Source organism: Paenibacillus sp. GCM10012306, assembly GCF_042649265.1.
GTDB lineage: Bacteria > Bacillota > Bacilli > Paenibacillales > Paenibacillaceae > Paenibacillus_AQ.
On sequence record NZ_JBHRYW010000006.1, the window covers coordinates 25,460 to 44,581 of the forward strand.

17 protein-coding genes are annotated in these 19,122 nt (G+C 47.8%); 12 read left to right on the plus strand and 5 right to left on the minus strand.

Features of this window, described 5'->3' with window-relative positions:
- Positions 1-98: 98 nt before the first annotated feature.
- The 4 genes from ACFORK_RS14600 to ACFORK_RS14615 all read right to left on the minus strand — a co-directional run bounded on the left by ACFORK_RS14600 (position 99) and on the right by ACFORK_RS14615 (position 5,142).
- Positions 99-2,633 (minus strand): ABC transporter permease, encoded by a 2,535-nt coding sequence (locus ACFORK_RS14600; protein WP_379200058.1) that lies wholly within the window; start codon positions 2,631-2,633, stop codon positions 99-101.
- Positions 2,630-3,328 (minus strand): ABC transporter ATP-binding protein, encoded by a 699-nt coding sequence (locus tag ACFORK_RS14605; protein WP_379200060.1) that lies wholly within the window; start codon positions 3,326-3,328, stop codon positions 2,630-2,632. The genes ACFORK_RS14600 and ACFORK_RS14605 overlap by 4 nt, the downstream gene beginning before the upstream one ends.
- Positions 3,329-3,427: 99 nt before the next feature.
- Positions 3,428-4,444: a sensor histidine kinase gene (locus ACFORK_RS14610; protein WP_379200062.1), complete on the minus strand. Its 1,017-nt coding sequence runs from the start codon at positions 4,442-4,444 to the stop codon at positions 3,428-3,430.
- Positions 4,445-4,455: 11 nt separating this feature from the next.
- Complete coding sequence (locus ACFORK_RS14615; RefSeq protein ID WP_379200064.1) at positions 4,456-5,142, minus strand: response regulator transcription factor; 687 nt, start codon at positions 5,140-5,142, stop codon at positions 4,456-4,458.
- Between the two features lie 288 nt (positions 5,143-5,430).
- Here ACFORK_RS14615 and ACFORK_RS14620 point away from each other — a divergent pair, with 288 nt between their 5' ends.
- From ACFORK_RS14620 to ACFORK_RS14665, 10 genes are all read left to right on the plus strand, one after another.
- Complete coding sequence (locus ACFORK_RS14620; RefSeq protein WP_175369873.1) at positions 5,431-5,733, plus strand: hypothetical protein; 303 nt, start codon at positions 5,431-5,433, stop codon at positions 5,731-5,733.
- 47 nt (positions 5,734-5,780) lie between these two features.
- Positions 5,781-6,458, plus strand: coding sequence for a PspA/IM30 family protein (locus ACFORK_RS14625; protein WP_379200067.1), 678 nt, complete (start codon positions 5,781-5,783; stop codon positions 6,456-6,458).
- 4 nt (positions 6,459-6,462) lie between these two features.
- Positions 6,463-6,966: a PspC domain-containing protein gene (locus tag ACFORK_RS14630; protein ID WP_379200069.1), complete on the plus strand. Its 504-nt coding sequence runs from the start codon at positions 6,463-6,465 to the stop codon at positions 6,964-6,966.
- Between the two features lie 2 nt (positions 6,967-6,968).
- Positions 6,969-7,670 (plus strand): PspA/IM30 family protein, encoded by a 702-nt coding sequence (locus tag ACFORK_RS14635; RefSeq protein WP_379200071.1) that lies wholly within the window; start codon positions 6,969-6,971, stop codon positions 7,668-7,670.
- An 825-nt stretch (positions 7,671-8,495) separates the two neighbouring features.
- Entirely contained in the window at positions 8,496-9,143 is a 648-nt protein-coding gene (gene liaF, locus ACFORK_RS14640) for a cell wall-active antibiotics response protein LiaF (RefSeq protein ID WP_379200073.1), read from the plus strand.
- Between the two features lie 44 nt (positions 9,144-9,187).
- On the plus strand, positions 9,188-10,201 hold the full coding sequence (locus tag ACFORK_RS14645; RefSeq protein WP_379200588.1) for a sensor histidine kinase: 1,014 nt from the start codon (positions 9,188-9,190) through the stop codon (positions 10,199-10,201).
- A 24-nt stretch (positions 10,202-10,225) separates the two neighbouring features.
- Entirely contained in the window at positions 10,226-10,873 is a 648-nt protein-coding gene (locus tag ACFORK_RS14650) for a response regulator (protein ID WP_175369894.1), read from the plus strand.
- Positions 10,874-11,082: 209 nt separating this feature from the next.
- A complete protein-coding gene (locus ACFORK_RS14655) occupies positions 11,083-11,931 on the plus strand; it encodes a YwmB family TATA-box binding protein (protein ID WP_379200075.1) in 849 nt (282 codons plus the stop codon).
- 204 nt (positions 11,932-12,135) lie between these two features.
- Complete coding sequence (zwf, locus tag ACFORK_RS14660) at positions 12,136-13,686, plus strand: glucose-6-phosphate dehydrogenase (RefSeq protein ID WP_379200077.1); 1,551 nt, start codon at positions 12,136-12,138, stop codon at positions 13,684-13,686.
- A gap of 440 nt (positions 13,687-14,126) precedes the next feature.
- Positions 14,127-15,710 carry a peptide chain release factor 3 gene (locus tag ACFORK_RS14665; protein ID WP_379200079.1) on the plus strand — a complete coding sequence of 528 codons (1,584 nt, stop codon included), beginning with the start codon at positions 14,127-14,129 and terminating at the stop codon, positions 15,708-15,710.
- Positions 15,711-15,829: 119 nt separating this feature from the next.
- On the opposite strand, the gene sspI is transcribed toward ACFORK_RS14665, so the two are convergent.
- Positions 15,830-16,069, minus strand: a complete 240-nt coding sequence (gene sspI / locus ACFORK_RS14670; RefSeq protein ID WP_379200591.1) for a small acid-soluble spore protein SspI — start codon at positions 16,067-16,069, stop codon at positions 15,830-15,832.
- Between the two features lie 95 nt (positions 16,070-16,164).
- On the opposite strand from sspI, the gene ACFORK_RS14675 reads away from it, so the two are divergent.
- Together ACFORK_RS14675 and ACFORK_RS14680 are read left to right on the plus strand one after the other, a co-directional pair.
- Positions 16,165-16,863: a potassium channel family protein gene (locus tag ACFORK_RS14675; protein WP_379200593.1), complete on the plus strand. Its 699-nt coding sequence runs from the start codon at positions 16,165-16,167 to the stop codon at positions 16,861-16,863.
- Positions 16,864-17,416: 553 nt separating this feature from the next.
- Entirely contained in the window at positions 17,417-18,202 is a 786-nt protein-coding gene (locus tag ACFORK_RS14680; RefSeq protein WP_379200081.1) for a TrmH family RNA methyltransferase, read from the plus strand.
- The last annotated feature ends 920 nt before the right edge of the window (positions 18,203-19,122 follow it).

A 19,122-nucleotide genomic window follows, 5' to 3' on the forward strand; every position in this document is an offset into this window, starting at 1 on the left:
TATTTTGTTCATCTCATATGAAAAAGGGCAAGCCCGATGTGAACCGGGCTTGCCCTTTTTGCGTTGAACAGGGTACAGGACGCTATTGCGTCAATGTCTTACCCAGCTTCGCGCAGCCGCTCCACAATCGTAGCATGGGATAATGTTTTATATGCGCTCAGGGTTACTGTGTAAGCGATAATTAGCAGCACCGGCACGGTGAGGATAAAGGGCAGCCAGCTCATTCTAAAGACAGTAAAGGCCATAGCATTTGTAATGCTTTTAGCAATGGTATGGGTTAGCAGTACACCTAATGTTGAGGTTATAAGTACAGTGAACAGCACGTTGTACAGCCCTTCATAAATCAAAACGCGCTTAAGCTGCTTTTTAGTCATACCTATACTCTCCAGAACAGCAAACTCGTTTTTGCGCGAGAGGACGCCTGTAAGCACAGCATTAATATAATTCAACACACCGATCAGGGCGATGACAAAGCTAAGACCGTACCCTATCGTTTGAAAAACATTAATGAATCCGCCAAGTTCGGCTTTGTAATCCTCTCTTGATTTTAAGCTCAGCTCGTCTGTAGATTGGACGATCGCTTTGGTCGCTTGTTTCACGGTGTCCAGCTTGGCTGGATCGACATGAAGTGTGGCGGAGACAATCACAGCCGGATCGCTCTCCATGGCTGGGTTCTCCTGCAACTCTGAAGAAGGTAGGAAGGCGTTGAAGCCATATGCGGAATAACGTTTTGTCGTGGCGGCATAAATACCGTCCTGCTTCAACAAGGCCATCACTTCGTAGCTTTTACCGAGAGTCGGAAAGGATAGGATATCTCCTGGATGATAATAGGTATCCAGCTCGGAATCATCTCCAAGCGAGGCGGTTGAAATTAGTATATATTTGCCGGAATCGAACTTTAGCTGATCAAATGTTCCGTCCATAATATCTTTATCTACCAGCGTATACCAACCCGGATCAACTCCATACAAGTCGACAGGTATATTCCCATTCTTCATCGTCCAGGAGATAGGGGAATCAGCAGTAGCGCCAACGGCTAACGGTTCCAGCACAGCACGGGAGGCAGCATCAAAAGGTAGATGCTCATACCTGTAGTAAACTTTATCTAAGGATTCAACCCCGTCTATGCTGCCAAGCTGATCAGAGAATGCTTCCGTTAGCCTGTAAGGATCACCATTACGTCCGCCTGTGATGCTGGTCAGCACTTCATTCTGAACAAGCAAATCTCCAGATATAAAGGTTGCCAGATATTTATTCACATCTAGCGAAGAGATTATCGTGAAGATCGTACTGAACAAGACGATACTGAGTGAGAGCGATGAGAGCATCAATACGAGTTTCTTTTTACTTCTGAGCAAATTAGAGAAAGCCATACGATGCAATTTCGCTCCATGCCTTGATCTTTTGATCTTGGACTTCATACTGCTGCTGACCCCGGCAAATTTCACAGCCTCAACCGGAGAAATGCGTGCGGCCATTCGGCCTGGCTTGCTTGACGCGATCCGTACCGTTAGATAGGAGAATACGGCTGCGCCTGCAAAAATCCAAGGACTGGAGGAATATACCGTACCGACAGAGTCGCTTGAAAAGCTGTTGCCCATCGGTGTAATCAGGCGGCCCACTAGATAGCCAAGCCCAAGCCCGAACGGCAGGGCGACCAGATAGAGCCAATGGGCCTGCGTGTGAATGATTTTTCTGAGTTGCCGAGGGGTGGTGCCTATGGTCTTCAGTAGTCCGTAAAATTTCACATCTCGCACTACGGAAATATAAAAGATATTGTAGATTAGCAAATAGCCACTGAGCATGGTGATTAGAATAACTACGAGATAAGGAAGGATATTCATGAGATCGCTAAAGAGGGAGACACTGGCATACGCCGGATTTACACCATATTCTACTTTTAATCCAGTGTCAGCCAAGATCCCTTTTATTTTCTCCTCGATATGGAAGGAGTTATCCAGCATTATTTCTAGACTGGAAGTATTAACGTAAGAACCTGTTGCTTCAGAGTGGTCAGGATCAATTCCAGAAATATATTTGTCAGTAAAGGCTTTAGATACGAAAGCCAATCCGGACATCGCCAGATTCTTATCTGTTTCATAGTATCCTGAGACGGTGAAGTCCTGGCTAATGATCTTCTCACCGGTATCAATATCCAATCGCACAACTGCACCCAATTGATGTTTGGCCCCAAGCATGTCCAGTTCCCAGGTGTTCAAGACGATCTCGTTCTCGGCTGACGGCAGCCCGCCCTCTATAAAATCGACAAAGGTATGCTTGGCATAGCTTTCGTCAACATGCAAAACCTCAACACGGTTATTCTTGAAGAGAGGGTTGCTCACTTCACCCACCTTAAGAGAAATTCCATACTCCTTAATAGAAGGATGTACACGAAGCTTTTTCAGTTCAGTAGGGTTCAAATATTTAAAGCCCCCATGGAAATCACTGCCGGTGGTCTGCATCTGCGCACGTTCCATCGATTGGTTGATACTGAGGGCCATGGTGAACACGGCCGTAATCAAAAGCGTAGTCAATACGATGGCACCAATGATAGCCCAATTGCGTGCAGGGTTGGCTCGCAGACTTTTTTGGGCCAAGCGGGTGATGATCTTGCGATTATTCGTAACGATCATGCGCCGCTCACCTCTGGATTTCTGGCAGAACCGGAGGCGATCATACCATCTTCGATCCGTATAATACGATCCGCGGTCTGAGCAATCTGCTCGTTATGGGTGATCATCACGATGGTCTGGTTAAACTTTTCACTCATCTGTTTCAGTAGAATCAGCACTTCCTGGCTGGTCTTGCTATCCAGATTTCCTGTAGGCTCGTCCGCCAAAATGATTGACGGTTTGGTCGCCAAAGCTCTGGCAATCGCCACTCGCTGCTGCTGCCCGCCGGACAGTTGAGAGGGGAGCTGCTGCAGTTTCGCTTGTAAACCTAACGTACGAACGACCAAATCAAAGTAAGATTCATCTATACTTCCTCCGTCGAGTTCAATCGGCAACACAATATTCTCCCGTACATTCAAAATAGGGACCAGGTTATAGCTCTGGAATACGAAGCCTACCGATCTACGCCTGAAAATCGTCAGCTTCTCATCGTTCATGGCAAAAAGATCATGACCGTCCACATAGACTTTACCCTCCGTGGCCCGGTCCAGACCGCCCAGCATATGCAGGAGCGTGCTTTTGCCGCTGCCGCTGGTGCCTACAATGGCGAGGAACTCGCCTTTTTCTACGGTCAGAGATATACCGTCCAGCGCCTTAACTGTATTTTCACCCTTACCATAGTGCTTCTTCAGTTGCTCCATTCTTAAAATCGGCATGCTTTATTCCTCCCAAGTTAAGTAAAAGCTGTCCACTCTCTAGAGAGTAGCAAACAAATCTGACAGGACCGTGACCGCAATCTGTCGTTTTTGACACATTCACCTATGGGGGAGGAAGATGGAGAACGTTGAGCCTTGGCCTGGAGTAGAGCTTACCTTGATATAGCCACCTTGCGCGGTGATGATTTCCCTCGCTAAAAATAATCCGATCCCCACACCTTTTGCATCCCCCACATTTTTCCCACGATAGAAGCGCTTGAAGATATGTGGCAGATCCACAGGGGCGATGCCGCTGCCTGTATCTGAAATTTCGATGACTGCGAACATCTCGTTACTCTCGGCTGCAACATGGATTTTTCCTTCTGGTGCTGTGTATTTTACGGCGTTCTCCAGCAGGTTGAACATGGCTTCGTTTGTCCACTTCATATCGTGGCGGGCTGCAATCTCTGAATCACAGCTAATACTGATCGTGATCTCTTTACTTTCCGCTTGATTAAATACTTGTGCTACCGCTGGGGTGATAGCCGAAATGATGTTACTGACTTGTGGATGAAGGGAGATCATGCCCGACTCCAGCCGGGACATTTTGATCAGGGATTGGATAAGCCAATCCAACTTAGCCGACTGTGTCTTGATTTGACTGGCGAAATGCCGCGGCTCTGAATCTAGTAGGGGAGTCTCCTCAAGAAGCTGGCTGTAGACCATAATGTTGGAGAGCGGTGTTTTGGTCTGATGAGAAATGTCAGATAGCAGTTCCTTGATCATGTTCTTCTCGGCAGCCATATTCTGCTCGCTTGCCTTTGATGTCTCTATGTAACGGATTAGTTTGTGTTCTAGTGAGGATAAAGAAGTCTCTTCATATAAGGTCAGCTGGTCACGTCCATGAATGGCTCCATCCACAATGTCGTCTACCTTTTGTATATGAGCAGTGAATTGCTGCTTCTGGAACCACACCCAGGCAGCACCCAGCAGAATCATTAATGCCATGAACAGAAATGAGATATATAAGAGTTTACTATTCATCCCATAGAACGAGAGATGGATACCCGTATAAACCGATACGATGATAATGAAGAAGATGGTGAAAAGAAGATGAATCAGCCTGGTCTGCTGCATGAATTTCTTCATCATAGCTGCTGTTCTTTCGTCCACATATAACCCAGACCATAGACGGTCTTAATGTAATGCGGAGAGGAGGGATCGTCTTCAATCTTGCTCCGCAGCCGTTTAATCGCTACAGTCAGCGCGTTCTCGTCCACGAAATCTGCGTCTTCGCTCCAGATTCGATTGATCAGTTGTTCTCTCGTCAGAATGTTCCCGGGGTTAGCCACGAGCACCTTCAGCAGCTTATGCTCTGTTCTGCTCAGTATCAATGGCTGATTGTGTTTATAGTATTCCAGCTTCCCAAAATTGAAGGACAGTGGACCGATTGTTACTCGTTCTTCATTGCCTGAGTCTGTTCTTCTCAGTACAGCAAGCACTCTGGCTCGCAGAATCATCAGGCTAAACGGCTTGGTGATGTAATCGTCACCTCCGAGTTCGAATCCGGTTACAATATCAGGCTCCAAATCATTGGCGGTTAAAAAGATAATCGGCACTCTGGAGACCGTGCGAATACTCTCGCAAAAGTCCAGCCCGCTTCCGTCGGGCAGATTAATATCCAGAATAAGCAGATCAATTTGCTGGGATGCCATGATGGATTTTGCTGTCGCTATATCATAAGCCTGTTTGACGATGAATCCGCTTCGGGAGAGCGTCAGCGCAATTCCCTTGTTCAGACTGTGATCGTCCTCGACGATTAGTAAGGTTGTCATTTTTATTCTCCTTTGATTGCCTGAGATTAACCAAGTGGACATGAAGTTGATGATTAATTATAACTTTCCATAATTTTCTTGTGAAGCTGTAAAACAGGCCAAAACCCGCATTTTTGCAGAGAAATGAGGTCATTTATGGACCTGTCCAGCTCTCTGACAGCCTGCAGTCCCATACCTCCCCCGTCTAAGGTCCAGTACCAAAAACCGTCCCCGGTCTGTTTTGAAAGAACGCAGATTGCCCTAGAATAAGAGCATAAGGTTAAGGACAACGAAAGGCGGTGAGAAAAAATGCAAAGAAGACAAGGAAACGGGTTGGCGATTGTACTGATCGTAATTGGTGCCCTCATGCTGATGGGAATTGCGCTTCCTCTGATTCACGGGATGTTCAGATTGTTGTTCCCGGTGTTGCTGGTTGTTCTCGGGTACTACGGAATCAAGAGAGGTCACAAGCTTATTGGTTGGGTAGTATTGTTCGTCGGTGTCATGTCTCTGATCGCGAAGCTTTCCTGGATCATTGGACCGCTTCTGGGAATCGCTTTGGTAGTCTGGGGCATCTCGGTATTGAAGGGAAAAAGATCGGGTACCTACTAATAAATAAGTTTACTTAATGAATATAAGCAGGGAGGGAGCAGGAAATCATGAGTGTTTTTCGCCGCATGAGGGATATCACTGTAGCTAACTTAAATGAACGTCTGGAGCAAAGTCAGGATCCCGTGAAGCTGATTGATCAATTTCTACATTCAACTCGGGAGGAAATCAGCGAAGCGGAAAGGCTTTACCAGCAATATGCCTCGCACACGAAGCAACTGCAGAATCAGGTAAATCAGGCAACTGCCATGAGAGACAAACGTGAGGAGCAAGCACTTCTGGCACTCAAAGCCGGTGAGGACCATCTCGCCAAGCTCGCTTTGCAGGAGAAGATCATTCACGAAGAAAAGCTGGAGCAATACACTGGTCTGCTAGAGCAGAGTCGTGAATCACTGTATGAATTGGAATCACAACTCAATGAATTGAAGCTGGAATACCAGACCGTATATAGCAAACGTCAATATTACTCCGCACGGATGGAGTCGCTGCGTTTGCAGCAACGGATGAATCAAAGAGCCAGTGCTTATGGCAATGGTGGAGATGTTCCCAAGATGTTCGGACGGCTAGATGACCGGTTGAACGATTGGGAATTGGAAGCCAAAAGCCTGCGCGATCTTCGGCGCATGGGTCAGGAATATGCAGTGCAAGCTGGTGAGACGGTAGCCACTGTACTCGAAAGAGAAATGGCCCGCTTAAAGGAGAAGCTGAACAATAGCGGAAAGGAGTAGTACTATGACCCGATTGTATCGTTCAACAAGAGACAGAGTCGTAACCGGGCTAGCCGGCGGTGTGGCGGAAACCATAGGTATTGACTCCACATTATTCCGAATTCTGCTGCTGATCAGCATTCCGTTCACAGGCGGAACGGTCATTCCGGTATACATCATCGCCGCACTGATTATTCCGAAAGAGCAGCATTATAATCCATTTGGCCCCGGACCTGGAGCTCCAGGTGGTTCATATGGTGGGTATCAACACGGTCCACACGGACATGGTAGCAACGGCGGATACGGTGGTCATGGAGGCCACGCTGGCAATGGCGGGAACGGTGGATACGGCCACGACCCTTACGGAAGTCAGTCGAATCACAACCCTAATTTTGGGAAAAGCCAAGCATATTCTGCTCCAGACTCCGGTCTGGATGCCATGATGAAAGATATTGAGAAGAAAGCCCTGCAAAAAGAAGTGGAAGAGCTTAAACAAAAACTGTCTAAATACGAGAAGGGAGAAGTGTAATCATGGGAGTATTTAAAAGAATCAAGGATATGACTAAAGCGTCGGTAAACGACTTGTTGGATAAGGTAGAGGACCCGATTGTAATGCTCAATCAGTATCTGCGCGATATGGAGGCTGAGATTCACGAAGCGGAAGTAACCGTTGCGAAGCAAATGGCCAATGAGCGCCGCATGAAGCAACGTGTAGAGGAAGCCGCTAAAATGTCCGCACAACGCGGAGCCCAAGCAGAACTGGCGCTGAAGAACGGCCAAGAAGAAGTGGCTCGCAAGCTGTTGGAAGAAAAAATCTACTTCGATCAAAAAGAAGCCGAGTACAGCCAGCTTCACGCTCAAGCCGAAGTTCAAGCTAAAGACCTGGTACAGCAACTGCATGACATGAAGGATGAGTTCTACAAGCTGCGTAACAAACGCAATGAACTGGTATCCCGTGCTCAAATGGCCAAAGCCAAGAAGCAAATGTCGCAAATCAGCAGTGTGCATTCCATCGAGAGCGGTAGCGCATCCCTTGGATTCCATCGTATGGAAGAGAAGATCATGCAGCTCGAAGCGGAAGCAGATGTCCTGCGTGCGCCATACACCCCTTCTGCAGCCTACAATCCGGTTGATGCTGAGAAGCAACTGAAGGTTGAAGAACAACTCGCTGCACTTAAAAACAAGCTGAATGGCCCATCCTCGGCGCCTTCGCTCAGCAAAAAAGAAGATTAAAGCCTGTTCCCCAAATATAGGCGGATATGATATGCTGAACTAGGAAAAGCCATACGGTATGGAGTCCCCATACCGGTATGGCTTTTGTAGCGGTTATCCTCTTAAAGAAATTGGGTTGCTGGCAGCAGGCGTGCACGTTTAAATTTCCGGATTTTCTGCTGTAAATTTCTTTAAGATAATGAAGTGCACTATATTTGGTACGATGTTTGGTGCTGAGTATGGTACTGCGATTGGCATTGTGTTTGGCGCTGAGTTTCGCACTGCGATTAGCATTGTGATTGGTATTGTGATTGGTACTGCGATTGGTACTGAGTTTGGCACTGAGTTCGCCATTGTATATTGGATCGTATACTTGGATTCTATTTGGCATCCTATTTGGAATTAGTGGCATTTTTGTACCTTATATTCCTCGTTTTTGGGGGAATTAAGCAAATAAGAGCATTATTGCACCTTATTTTTGCGAAAATGCGCTGTAGGGCATAAATCGGAAGAATTAACGTACAAAATTGCCCTTAATCTAAGCTGATCCTCAGTTACAGCCAAATTAAGGTACAAAAATGCCTTTATTTATATTTTGAAGATGCTTTGAAGAATCTTTTTACTCATTAGTTTTGATTCGCAAAACTTAAAGCCGATAAACAAGTCATGAAGAGGAATTTTGGAACTGAAGGAGCGCGAGCAAACGCCTCCCTCAATGCCTACGAAGTGAGTTTTGCTTCGCAAAACTTAAAGCCTATGCTTACGAAGTGAGTTTTGCTTCGCAAAACTTAAGGCCTATGCTTACGAAGCAAGTTTTGCTTCGCAAAACTTTTAGGAGGTGCAAAAATGGATAAGCGGAGCCGTTTGATTGCCATCGGACTCATCGGCGTTGGCAGCATAATGATATTTGGCAGATGGATTGGCTTTTTCTCCATTGTCGCCCTCCTGTTCCTGCTGCTGGGTATTTACCGCACGACGACAGGCAAAGTGAAGCAAGGCTACACCTTGCTTGGTATCGGCGCGGTCATGCTGCTGCTGGATCATCTGGTGCTGGTGCTCGGCATATGCCTGATCTCGCTGGTCATCTTTTTCAGGAAATCCAAGCAGTTGCAGCATCAGTCAAGGTTTATGCAGAAGCAAAACTTTTCTTCCAGATTTGAATGGGATCGTGTGCCTTGGGTGATGCAGAGCCTCAGCGCCTGGCATGTGCTGGGAGAGGCGGATATAGACCTTTCTCTTGCTATGGCAGATGATCGGGAGACGATCATGTTGTTTCACGGGATTTTTGGCGATATGGATATCCATCTGTCAGACGGATATGGGGTGGAGATTGAGGCCTTTGTACTGTTCGGATCGATCGACTTTGGCCATCAGCGGGATACAGGCATGCTCAACCGGCTAAACTGGAAATCGCCCAACTATGAGACCTGCGAACATAAAGTGAAATTTAACGTATCCTATTTAATAGGGGATTTGGATATCAGATTATCCTGAACAGAAGAAAGGAGGGCCCCCGAGTGGGAAAGAAGAATACGAATATGATTTCGCGCAGCATGGGTGAGGGGGCTCTTTTCTCCTTTGTCATGCTGCTCGTTATTCTGTATATCATGTATACATATGGCTATTTGAAACCGTTTGAGAACTGGACGGTTGGGGTGCGGACGGCGATTACGCTGGTGCTGCTTCCTGTAGGGTTCGGTATGGGCTTTGGGTTCTATCAAGGTTTTCGCGTGAAGCGTAAGCTCGAACGGCTGCGGGAGACTCTGGTCCTGTGGGAAAAAGGCAACCTGACGCTATCCATGCCGCAGCTTGGCGACGATGAACTGGGCAGGCTCGGCGAACAGCTTAGCCGGATCAGCGTCAAATGGGAAAACCAGGTGAACACCCTCCAGCGGCTGTCCACCAACAATGCGCAGCTTGCCGAGCAGGCGCGTGTCTCGGCGATCATCGAGGAGCGGCAGCGGCTTGCGCGTGAGCTGCATGATGCGGTTTCGCAGCAGCTTTTTGCCATCTCTATGACGGCTACTGCGGTGGGACGGACGCTGGAGAAGGATTTTGACAAAGCTCAACGCCAGATTGCGTTGATCGAAGAGATGTCAGCGGTGGCCCAATCGGAAATGCGGGCATTGCTGCTGCACTTAAGGCCTGTCTATCTGGAGGGCAAGGGACTGGAGCAGGGTCTGCGGGAGCTGGTTCGGGAGCTGCAAGAGAAAATGCCCATTGAGATTGTGTTCGAGATGGACCCTGATGTTCATTTGATGAAGGGGATCGAGAACCATTTGTTCCGCATTGTGCAGGAGGCTATTTCCAACACGCTGCGGCATGCCAAGGCTTCCAAGATGGAGATCAGGTTGCATCGTCGCGGAGATACTGTGCGGTTAACGCTGCGAGATGATGGTGTAGGCTTTGAGTTGGATGAGAACAAGCAGACCTCTTATGGTCTGTCGAACATGCAGGAGCGTATTATTGAGACCGGAGGCTCCATTCAGTTCATCACCGCACCGGGCAAAGGAACACGTATTGAGATTACTGTACCGGTAGTCAATGAATAGGAGGGAAGGGTAGCAATGGAGGAAATGGAGACATCTATCAAGGTGCTGCTAGTCGATGATCATGAGATGGTCCGGATCGGACTGGCTGCGGTCCTGGGTACTGAAGACGGTATCGAAGTAGTAGGGGAAGCAGGGAGTGGGGAGGAAGGCATCCGCCTTGCCCATGAATACAATCCCGATGTAGTGTTGATGGATCTTGTCATGGACGGTATGGACGGTATTGAAACGACGAGGCAGTTGATGAAGACATTTCCCGACTGCAAAGTCATTGTGCTCACCAGCTATTTGGATGATGAAAAAATGTACCCGGTGATCGAAGCCGGAGCTTTCAGCTATCTGCTCAAAACTTCACGGGCGACTGAAGTCGCGGATGCGATTCGCGCTGCGGCTCGGGGACAATCTGTACTGGAATCCCAGGTGGCTTCCAAGATGATGAATCGCTTCCGCAACGATGCAAAGGTAGAAGCACCGGCGTATAAAGAACTGACAGAACGTGAGATGGAAGTGCTGCGCCTGCTGGCTCAGGGTAAATCCAATCAGGATATCGCCGACCAGCTTATTATTGGGATCAAAACTGTGAAATTCCATGTGACGAATATTCTCGCCAAGCTGGATGTGGAGGACCGCACCCAGGCGGCCATTTATGCATATAAAAACGGACTTGCGGAGTAATCCGCAGGTTTTTTTATTGCAGGTGAATCAATATCAAAAATCCATAAGTGAGCGTCTAATCATCGATAACAAGTTATACATGGTATCGGTATATATTGTTCCTATTCGGATTGAAATCAGAATTATGAAATTGATTCAGGTTTAAAATCTCTCATCCCTGGTCATCCTGTTTAGTAGATTGCTAGACCGGATGGAGAGGGAGATGGACGATGAAGAATGGGAACAAGGGAGCAGGGAAAGCAACGCTGCTGGTACTGTGTTTGAGTCTTGCGGTGATCCTCGTGGCTGGATTTATTAATGAGGCGGAGGCTGAATCCATCAAGGAAGTGGCCACAGCACATACTGTTGCCACAGGCGCTGATGTGACAAACAGTGATGGGGTTAGCGGCCTACAAGACTCCCTTTCTTTATTGGAATCGGTCGGCCAGCGGGCTACGCAACCTGGCACCCCCCTGCGCCTTGTTCTGAAATGGCAGGGTGAGTACAGTGGGAGGGATGCCGTAAGTCCAGCAGGTCCTGTCAGTGCTGCGGAGCTAGCCAAAGGCCTTGGACTAGGCACACCTACAGCTGTTCAAGAGCATGGCCATCTGACCTACCGTGCTACGTCCTCTCTGACAGAGAATGCCTTAATTTCGCTCTTCTGGAGTGAGCTGGGCGAAGGCCATAGCTATGTGATAGCCACTTTGGAGACAGCAGATTTGACTAAAGCAGGGGATTGGCAGAGTCAAGCTCTACAGATGGGCAAGCTCATGCTGGACAATGGTATTGATGCCGAATGGAATGCCTCCCTGCAAGGAACGGCCAAAGAGCAAGGGCAACCTAAAGAGGCTTTACTAGTGACGGAAAAGAACCTTGCTGCTCAAGTTCCTGGGCTGGCTGAAGCGGAGAGTTATGAAGACGATGCCACCTACAGCCGTTCTTATACGGTGCCAGGGCTGGAACGCTTTGTTGTTAGTGGCAATCACAAGCTGGCAATGCAGGCGGCTGTCCATAGAGATGATATCAATAATGAGAACAGAATAACCATCGGTTTTCCTTTGATTACGATTGAATATTGAAGAAAACATCATATAAGTTGAAATATAGTCCATAATAAGAAAAGGTGATCGCTTTTGTCGATATCCCGAGGGTAATTGTCAGGAATGTGATAGCATCCTTTTTCGGAATATGATAAAATGGCATCACGCCGTTAAAGTGTTAATGCATGTATCCGGCGTTGAGAATGATTGTCAACTAAATTACATACAGAGAGATGAGGAGCCATGGCTGAAAATCAAACCCTTGATGCACTGCACACACCCGGTGCTGTATTTTTTATCTTTGGGGCTACCGGAGACTTAGCCCGGCGTAAGCTGTTCCCGGCTATTTACAGCTTGTACCGTGAAGGCAAACTGGCACATGATTTTGCGGTAATCGGCGTGGCGCGTCGTCCGCGTACTCAAGATGAATTCAGAGAAGACGTGAAGGAATCCATCCGTGAATTCTGCCGTTATCAGGCAGAAGATGAGAGCGAGTGGAACGGCTTCGTCCAGCATTTTGAATACAAATCTCTGGACATCAATAATATTGACGGTTTCCGCGAGCTGAGTGCCCAGACAGAAGTGCTGGAAGGTAAGTTCGAAATTCCGGGCAACCGTATTTTCTATCTTGCGCTAGCACCTGAGCTATTTGGCAGTGTGTCCAACAACTTGAAAGCCGGCGGCATGCTGGATAGCAGAGGCTGGAATCGCCTTGTCATCGAGAAGCCATTCGGTTATGATCTGGAATCCGCAGAGCAACTGAACGAGCAGATTCGTCAGGTCTTCAAGGAAGAAGAAATCTACCGGATCGACCATTATCTCGGTAAGGAAATGGTGCAGAACATTGAGGTGATCCGTTTTGCAAATGCCTTTTTCGAACCGCTTTGGAATAACAAGCATATTGCCAATATTCAGATAACACTCGGCGAAACTGTGGGTGTCGAAGAGCGCGGCGGATATTACGATCATGCCGGAGCTCTGCGGGATATGGGGCAGAATCACATATTGCAACTGCTGACCATGATTGCCATGGAACCACCTAGCCGCTTGCTGGCTGAGGATATCCGTGACGAGAAGGTCAAGGTACTCCGTTCACTCCGTCCTTACGCTAGCTCTGAAGAGGTACGTGAGAACGTTGTGCGTGGTCAGTACACAGAAGGCTCGCATAAAGGTCAGTCCCTGCCAGCTTACCGGCAGGAAGACAAGGTAGATCCGGAGTCCAATACGGAGACGTATTTCGCCGCCCGCGTATTTGTAGACAACTTCCGCTGGGCCGGAGTTCCGTTCTATATCCGTACAGGCAAACGTCTGCCGGTGAAGACAACGGAAGTGGTTGTGGAATTCAAGGGCATGCCGACCAACGTCTACTTAGGTCAAAAGCATAAACTGGAACCGAACCTGCTCGTAATCCGTGTAAACCCGATGGAAGGCATCTATGTGAAGATCAATGCCAAGAAACCGGGCTCGGAATCGGAAATTCAGCCACTGGCTATGGATTTCTGCCAAAGCTGTATGGTGGGTATCAACTCGCCGGAAGCTTATGAGCGTCTGCTGCATGATGCAGCTCGTGGTGATTCCACTTACTTCACGCGTTGGGATGAAGTATCGTCGGCATGGTCGTTCGTGGACCGTATCGCCAAGGCGTGGAAGGAAGGGGCTAGCGATCTGGCCTCCTACCCTGCAGGCTCATGGGGCCCTGTCGAAGCGGATCAACTGCTGGCACAGGAAGGCTTCCACTGGTGGCCGGTGAACGGCCAGGAAGAAGATAATGTAGTATGGCGGCTGAATAACTAAACAATGAAGCCGTACATGTTGTGTATAAATCTCCCTGCGGAAGATCGCGGGGAGATTTTTTTGAAAAAATAAGAATGTGATGCTTAACACTATAAATCATCCCTATATTTCTCGCTGAAACAGATACCGTCCCTTAGCGGACGGCAAAGCCGTTTCTACTTGGATAACAGGATTATTGTCTTGGTGCAAGAGATCAAACGTATATTTTTACAAGAAACGGGTACTTGTCCTTGTTCTAAGGCTAAAGTAGCCGTTTCTTTTTACAAAGCGGGCTTTTATGTAGATAATCTCTGCCCGATTTTGTTATACTTTAAAGGATGCTTGCATTTCATTAATTCTCCAAGTGAAGGGAAATGTAAAATGATCAAATTACCGATTTGATGCGGACCTGGCGCCATTGAAAACGCACCATGAATTTTATATATGAAGGGATATGTGTAATGAGTAAAGAGAATGAGATCCTGCAGAAGGAAGTGGATAAGCGCAGAACGTTTGCGATTATTTCCCACCCGGATGCCGGTAAAACAACTTTGACGGAGAAGCTGCTGTTGTTCGGTGGCGCGATCCGGCTGGCAGGAACGGTTAAAGCCCGCAAGGCCAGCAAACATGCAACAAGTGACTGGATGGAAATTGAGAAGCAGCGGGGGATTTCCGTTACTTCCTCGGTTATGCAATTTGATTATAATGATCATCGGGTGAACATTCTGGATACCCCGGGTCACCAGGACTTCAGTGAGGACACCTACCGTACCCTGACGGCAGCAGATAGCGCGGTCATGTTGATCGACGTAGCGAAGGGTGTCGAGGCTCAGACGATCAAGCTGTTCCAGGTCTGCGCCAAACGGGGCATTCCGATCTTCACCTTCATCAATAAGCTGGACCGTGAAGGCCGTAGTCCGTTTGACCTTATGGAAGAGCTGGAGCAAGTGCTGGGTATTCGTTCTGTGCCGATGAACTGGCCGATCGGTTCTGGACGCGAGCTGTGCGGAGTATATGACCGGATGAAGAACCAGGTGGAATTGTTCCAAGGGGATGACCACTCAGTGATTAAGGTACAGAAGGTTGAAGGGTACCATGATCCGATTATTCGTGAGATGGCTGGAGAATATCTGCATGATCAGTTGTGCCAGGACCTGGAGCTGCTGGACGTAGCGGGTGACGCTTTTGATTATGAGAAAGTGCTGCGGGGAGAGCTTACACCTGTATTCTTCGGCAGTGCGATCAACAATTTCGGGGTACAGACCTTCCTGGATAACTTCCTTGAGCTGGCACCAAAGCCGGAACCGCGCCGTAGTACTGCGGGTACCGTGGAGCCGACAAATGAGAAGTTTACAGGTTATGTATTCAAAATTCAAGCCAATATGAACCCGGCTCACCGTGACCGGATTGCCTTCCTGCGTATTGTGTCTGGCAAGTTCCAGCGCGGCATGAGTGTAAAGCATGTCCGTGCCGGTAAGGATATCAAGCTGGCTCAGCCGCAGCAATTTTTGGCACAGGATCGTGATATTGTGGAAGAAGCGTATCCGGGCGATATCATTGGTTTGTTCGATCCAGGGATTTTCCGAATCGGGGATTCGCTGAGCCAAGCTGGTGATATTGAATTTGATGAGCTGCCAACGTTCTCGCCGGAGATTTTTGCCAAGGTAAGTATTAAGAATGCCCTTAAATCGAAGCAGTTCCAGAAGGGTGTCGACCAATTGACCGAAGAGGGCATGATCCAAGTGTTCCGTACGGTTAGCTTTGACGATATCATCTTGGGCGTAGTTGGACAACTGCAGTTCGAGGTATTCGATTACCGCATGAAGGGTGAGTATGGCGTGGACGTACAGCTGCAGCGGATGACGTATCAGTTCGCTCGCTGGATCGTTGACGAGAATGAGCCTGACCCAAGTAAATTCCGGATCAACTCGACGCTGGTCAAAGACAAGAAGGGCAACTTTGTGGTGCTGTTCGAGAACGAGTACGCGATGCGTACAGCTATGGAGAAGAATCCGACGGCGAAGTTCTTGGAGACCGCTCCTTAACTTTTAGTAAGAAACTGTAGTTCCCATAATCATTTGTTCGGATATTGATGAAAAACCTCCGCGCTCAGGCTGGCTAGCATCCTGATGTTGCGGAGGTTTTTGGCTGATGGCACTCCAGATCAGGAAGTGGTCAGAGATCCGGGAGTCATCGACTTGAGATTTTCGTGCAGCAGGTCGATAACCTTATCTTGCTTGGCAGCGTCGAGGTGCTTCCAAGTGATCTCGAACATCACACCGAGGCCGGGAAGCGCAGCTTCAGGACCGTCGATAGAGCCCTCGATCATATGACGAAGATCGGCTTCGGATTGCCCGTGCACTTTATGAATAACCGCCTGCCGCAAATCAAGTGTAATTGGCATCATACAACCTCCTTAATAATTGAGCAAAGGGTTACAGGATATAATGTACCCTGCCTTGGGGCTGAAAATTCAAGTTTTTAAGGCCTTATGCTATACTGTGGGGAGATGCAGACAGCAACGGGAGGTGCATGGATATGCCCAAAAAACAATATGCCATCATCGGCATGGGGCGTTTCGGCTCAAGTGTAGCCAAGGCGCTTAGCGGCATGGGGTTTGATGTGCTGGCAATTGATGCGGACGAGCAGCGGACACAGGAAATATCGAGTATCGTGACCCACGCGGTAACCGCGGATTCCACTGATGAAGAAGCGCTGCGGGCGCTGGGCATTCGTAATTTTGATGTGGTTGTGGTAGCGATCGGGGAGGATATCCAGTCCAGCATTTTGACCACGCTGATCCTGAAGGATCTGGGGGTTCCGGCGATTCTGGTCAAAGCGAAAAGCGAGTTGCACGGTAAGGTGCTGGGCAAAATAGGAGCGGACAAGGTTATTTATCCAGAGCGGGATATGGGGATGCGTGTGGCGCATCATCTGGCTTCCCCGAACATTCTGGATTATATTGAGCTGTCGCCGGATTACAGCATTCTCGATATGAAGGTCTCCGGGCCGATGCTGGGCAAAAACCTGCTGGAACTCGACATTCGGGCAAAATATGGCTGTAACGTCATGGCGATTCGCAAGGGTGAGGAGATGAATATTTCGCCTCGGGCCGAAGATCGCTTGGCTGAAGGCGATATTCTGGTTATCGTTGGCCGGAAGGATAATTTGGCGAAGCTGGAGATGGCTTATTTGTAGGGGGACTGGGGCTGTGGGGGCTTTAGAACCAAAACGTCCCCTTGGTTTTACTGGGATTTCATCTATCCAAGATGAAAAATGGGCCGAAAAGCTCAACTTCACTCTATAGGGCATTGGAATAACGGGAATTTCTCCTGTTATTTTCATTAAATCCGCTTCTTTTCTAAAAATAACTGGAAAAACTCCTGTTAATCACCTTAGTCTGCCCAATTAAGTGATGGAAGAGGTGGATCAACAGGATAAATTCCTGTTATTTATGACCAAAGCTTTGAAAGGGAAAAATTAACGGGATAAATTCCAGTTATTTATGTTCAAAGCCCTAAAAGGGAAGAATTAATGGGATATTTCCCCGTTATCAAAGCCCTTGGGGTAATGGGGAAACGGAATTGTTTGCCTTAAAAGTCTGATTCGAACTTCTAAGTTCTCTTATAATCGAGAAATCAGGTTTTAACAGTGAACATAAGAACCCTCCGAGCTCTTTGAGCCCGTAGCAATCCAATTAAGCGGCCATTACTAAATTTGGTTGTTGATTCGAAAATGAAAGGAAGACCTTATGGAAATCATGTCTCCGCAAAATACGCGGGTAAAAGAATGGGCCGGGCTGCAGGAGAAAAAGCACCGTGACAAGGCCCATAAATATATCGTCGAGGGTGTACACCTCGTACAGGAAGCGCTGCTGGCGGAAGCCGATGTGGAGATTCTGGCTTATGACCTCGACAAGGGGATGCCAGCCGAGCTGAAGGATCACCTTCAGGCTGTGCAAGGCATGGAAGTGATCGGTGTATCGGCTGCGGTCATTGCCAAATGCAGCAGCACTAATACACCGCAGCCAGTGTTCGCCATCGTGCGGAAGGAAGGGCACGGGGCGGAAGCTATCCTGTCTGTGCAGGATAGCTTCGTGGTAGTACTTGACGGGGTGCAGGACCCTGGCAACGTCGGCACGATTATCCGCAGCGCCGATGCCGCCGGCGCGGATGGGGTGATACTGGGTCAGGGCTGCGCCGACCTGTACAATCCGAAGACCATCCGGTCCACGATGGGCTCGCTGTTCCATCTCCCTATTATAGAGGGAGATCTCGGCGAGATCCTGCCGCAAGCGCGTGAGCGCGGGGCATTACTGGTGAGCACTTCGCTGCAAGGCGAAGAATCGTGCTACAGCCACGATTTTCGCGGCAACCAGTGGCTGCTGATTGGCAGCGAAGGCCGCGGCATTTCGCCACAGACCGCAGAGCTCGTGGACAAGAGTATCATCATCCCGATGGCTGGCCGGGCGGAATCGCTGAATGCAGCGATGGCGACCACGATCCTGCTGTTTGAAGGGATGCGGCAGCGGGGTTAATTAAACAATAAATTTTGTCTACGTGTGAGTAACGAGTATAACTGAGACATTTTTCATGATATGTTTGAGACTGAATTTAGAGCTGGTAGTAGCGACGTTGCTACTACCGGCTTTTTAATTATTAAGGAGTGCAAACTTTAATAAAGTTGGGTCTTCAATATTTTAAAAGTATAAATATGATATTTCGGCTATTTATAGGGGCCTTTATCAGCTGTAATTAAATAATAATTCCTGTACATTTTCAAAAAAACTGACCAGGAATAAAAATTAGTGTCCAAAATACCCAAATACTGGATAAGATCGATTTTTTCCTCGATCCATTTTCCAGTCTTTTTGTCGTTGCGGTAGAAAATAATGCAGTGATCTCTCAGTCTTTTCTCGAATCATTACTCAAGCAGAAACCCAGGCGGATCAAGGCTTTTGAAGCAATGGAAGAGGTTTTCTCAAGCTTTTACTCAGGCACTTCTCAGGCTATTACCCAGGTGTTTTAGATGCCGATCCTTGCTTTCCTCAGGCATTTCTCTACCAAATCAAGGACACTAATTTTTATTCGTTTTCGTTCACAGTTGAACCAGTTTCTTACCGGTTTTTGGCCCCTGTAACCTGATCTGAAGGGACAATAATTTTTATCTCGAAAATGTAGGAAAAGCCTTGTGGGGCAAGGGATTAAGCCTGTTGTGTGAGGGGAACATTTGGGACAGGAATTTTTATTTTTTTACATCAACTCGTTTTTTAAAAAATGAATTTCTTGTTTCCGATCTGAAGAATCATTGAAATGCTTTTCGATATTGAAAAGTTTCCTTTCGTATATGTCCTGATATGTTTGAACCCTATATAATTTCACGATATTTTAACAGGTAGTGATTCGTTTCTTTAATAATAATTAGTACTTAATCTCTTTTTGCAAATATATGGGTTAG

What these genes read in the sequence shown, in the direction of transcription:
- sspI (WP_379200591.1), bottom strand. Translation starts at nt 16,069, where the DNA reads ATGCCAATTACACTTGATTTGCGGCAGGCGGTTATTCATAAAGTGCAC.
- ACFORK_RS14655 (WP_379200075.1), top strand. Translation starts at nt 11,083, where the DNA reads ATGAAGAATGGGAACAAGGGAGCAGGGAAAGCAACGCTGCTGGTACTG.
- ACFORK_RS14630 (WP_379200069.1), top strand. Translation starts at nt 6,463, where the DNA reads ATGACCCGATTGTATCGTTCAACAAGAGACAGAGTCGTAACCGGGCTA.
- ACFORK_RS14650 (WP_175369894.1), top strand. Translation starts at nt 10,226, where the DNA reads ATGGAGACATCTATCAAGGTGCTGCTAGTCGATGATCATGAGATGGTC.
- ACFORK_RS14610 (WP_379200062.1), bottom strand. Translation starts at nt 4,444, where the DNA reads ATGCAGCAGACCAGGCTGATTCATCTTCTTTTCACCATCTTCTTCATT.
- ACFORK_RS14625 (WP_379200067.1), top strand. Translation starts at nt 5,781, where the DNA reads ATGAGTGTTTTTCGCCGCATGAGGGATATCACTGTAGCTAACTTAAAT.
- ACFORK_RS14605 (WP_379200060.1), bottom strand. Translation starts at nt 3,328, where the DNA reads ATGCCGATTTTAAGAATGGAGCAACTGAAGAAGCACTATGGTAAGGGT.
- ACFORK_RS14645 (WP_379200588.1), top strand. Translation starts at nt 9,188, where the DNA reads ATGATTTCGCGCAGCATGGGTGAGGGGGCTCTTTTCTCCTTTGTCATG.
- ACFORK_RS14615 (WP_379200064.1), bottom strand. Translation starts at nt 5,142, where the DNA reads ATGACAACCTTACTAATCGTCGAGGACGATCACAGTCTGAACAAGGGA.
- ACFORK_RS14665 (WP_379200079.1), top strand. Translation starts at nt 14,127, where the DNA reads ATGAGTAAAGAGAATGAGATCCTGCAGAAGGAAGTGGATAAGCGCAGA.
- ACFORK_RS14620 (WP_175369873.1), top strand. Translation starts at nt 5,431, where the DNA reads ATGCAAAGAAGACAAGGAAACGGGTTGGCGATTGTACTGATCGTAATT.
- ACFORK_RS14680 (WP_379200081.1), top strand. Translation starts at nt 17,417, where the DNA reads ATGGAAATCATGTCTCCGCAAAATACGCGGGTAAAAGAATGGGCCGGG.
- liaF (WP_379200073.1), top strand. Translation starts at nt 8,496, where the DNA reads ATGGATAAGCGGAGCCGTTTGATTGCCATCGGACTCATCGGCGTTGGC.
- zwf (WP_379200077.1), top strand. Translation starts at nt 12,136, where the DNA reads ATGGCTGAAAATCAAACCCTTGATGCACTGCACACACCCGGTGCTGTA.
- ACFORK_RS14635 (WP_379200071.1), top strand. Translation starts at nt 6,969, where the DNA reads ATGGGAGTATTTAAAAGAATCAAGGATATGACTAAAGCGTCGGTAAAC.
- ACFORK_RS14600 (WP_379200058.1), bottom strand. Translation starts at nt 2,633, where the DNA reads ATGATCGTTACGAATAATCGCAAGATCATCACCCGCTTGGCCCAAAAA.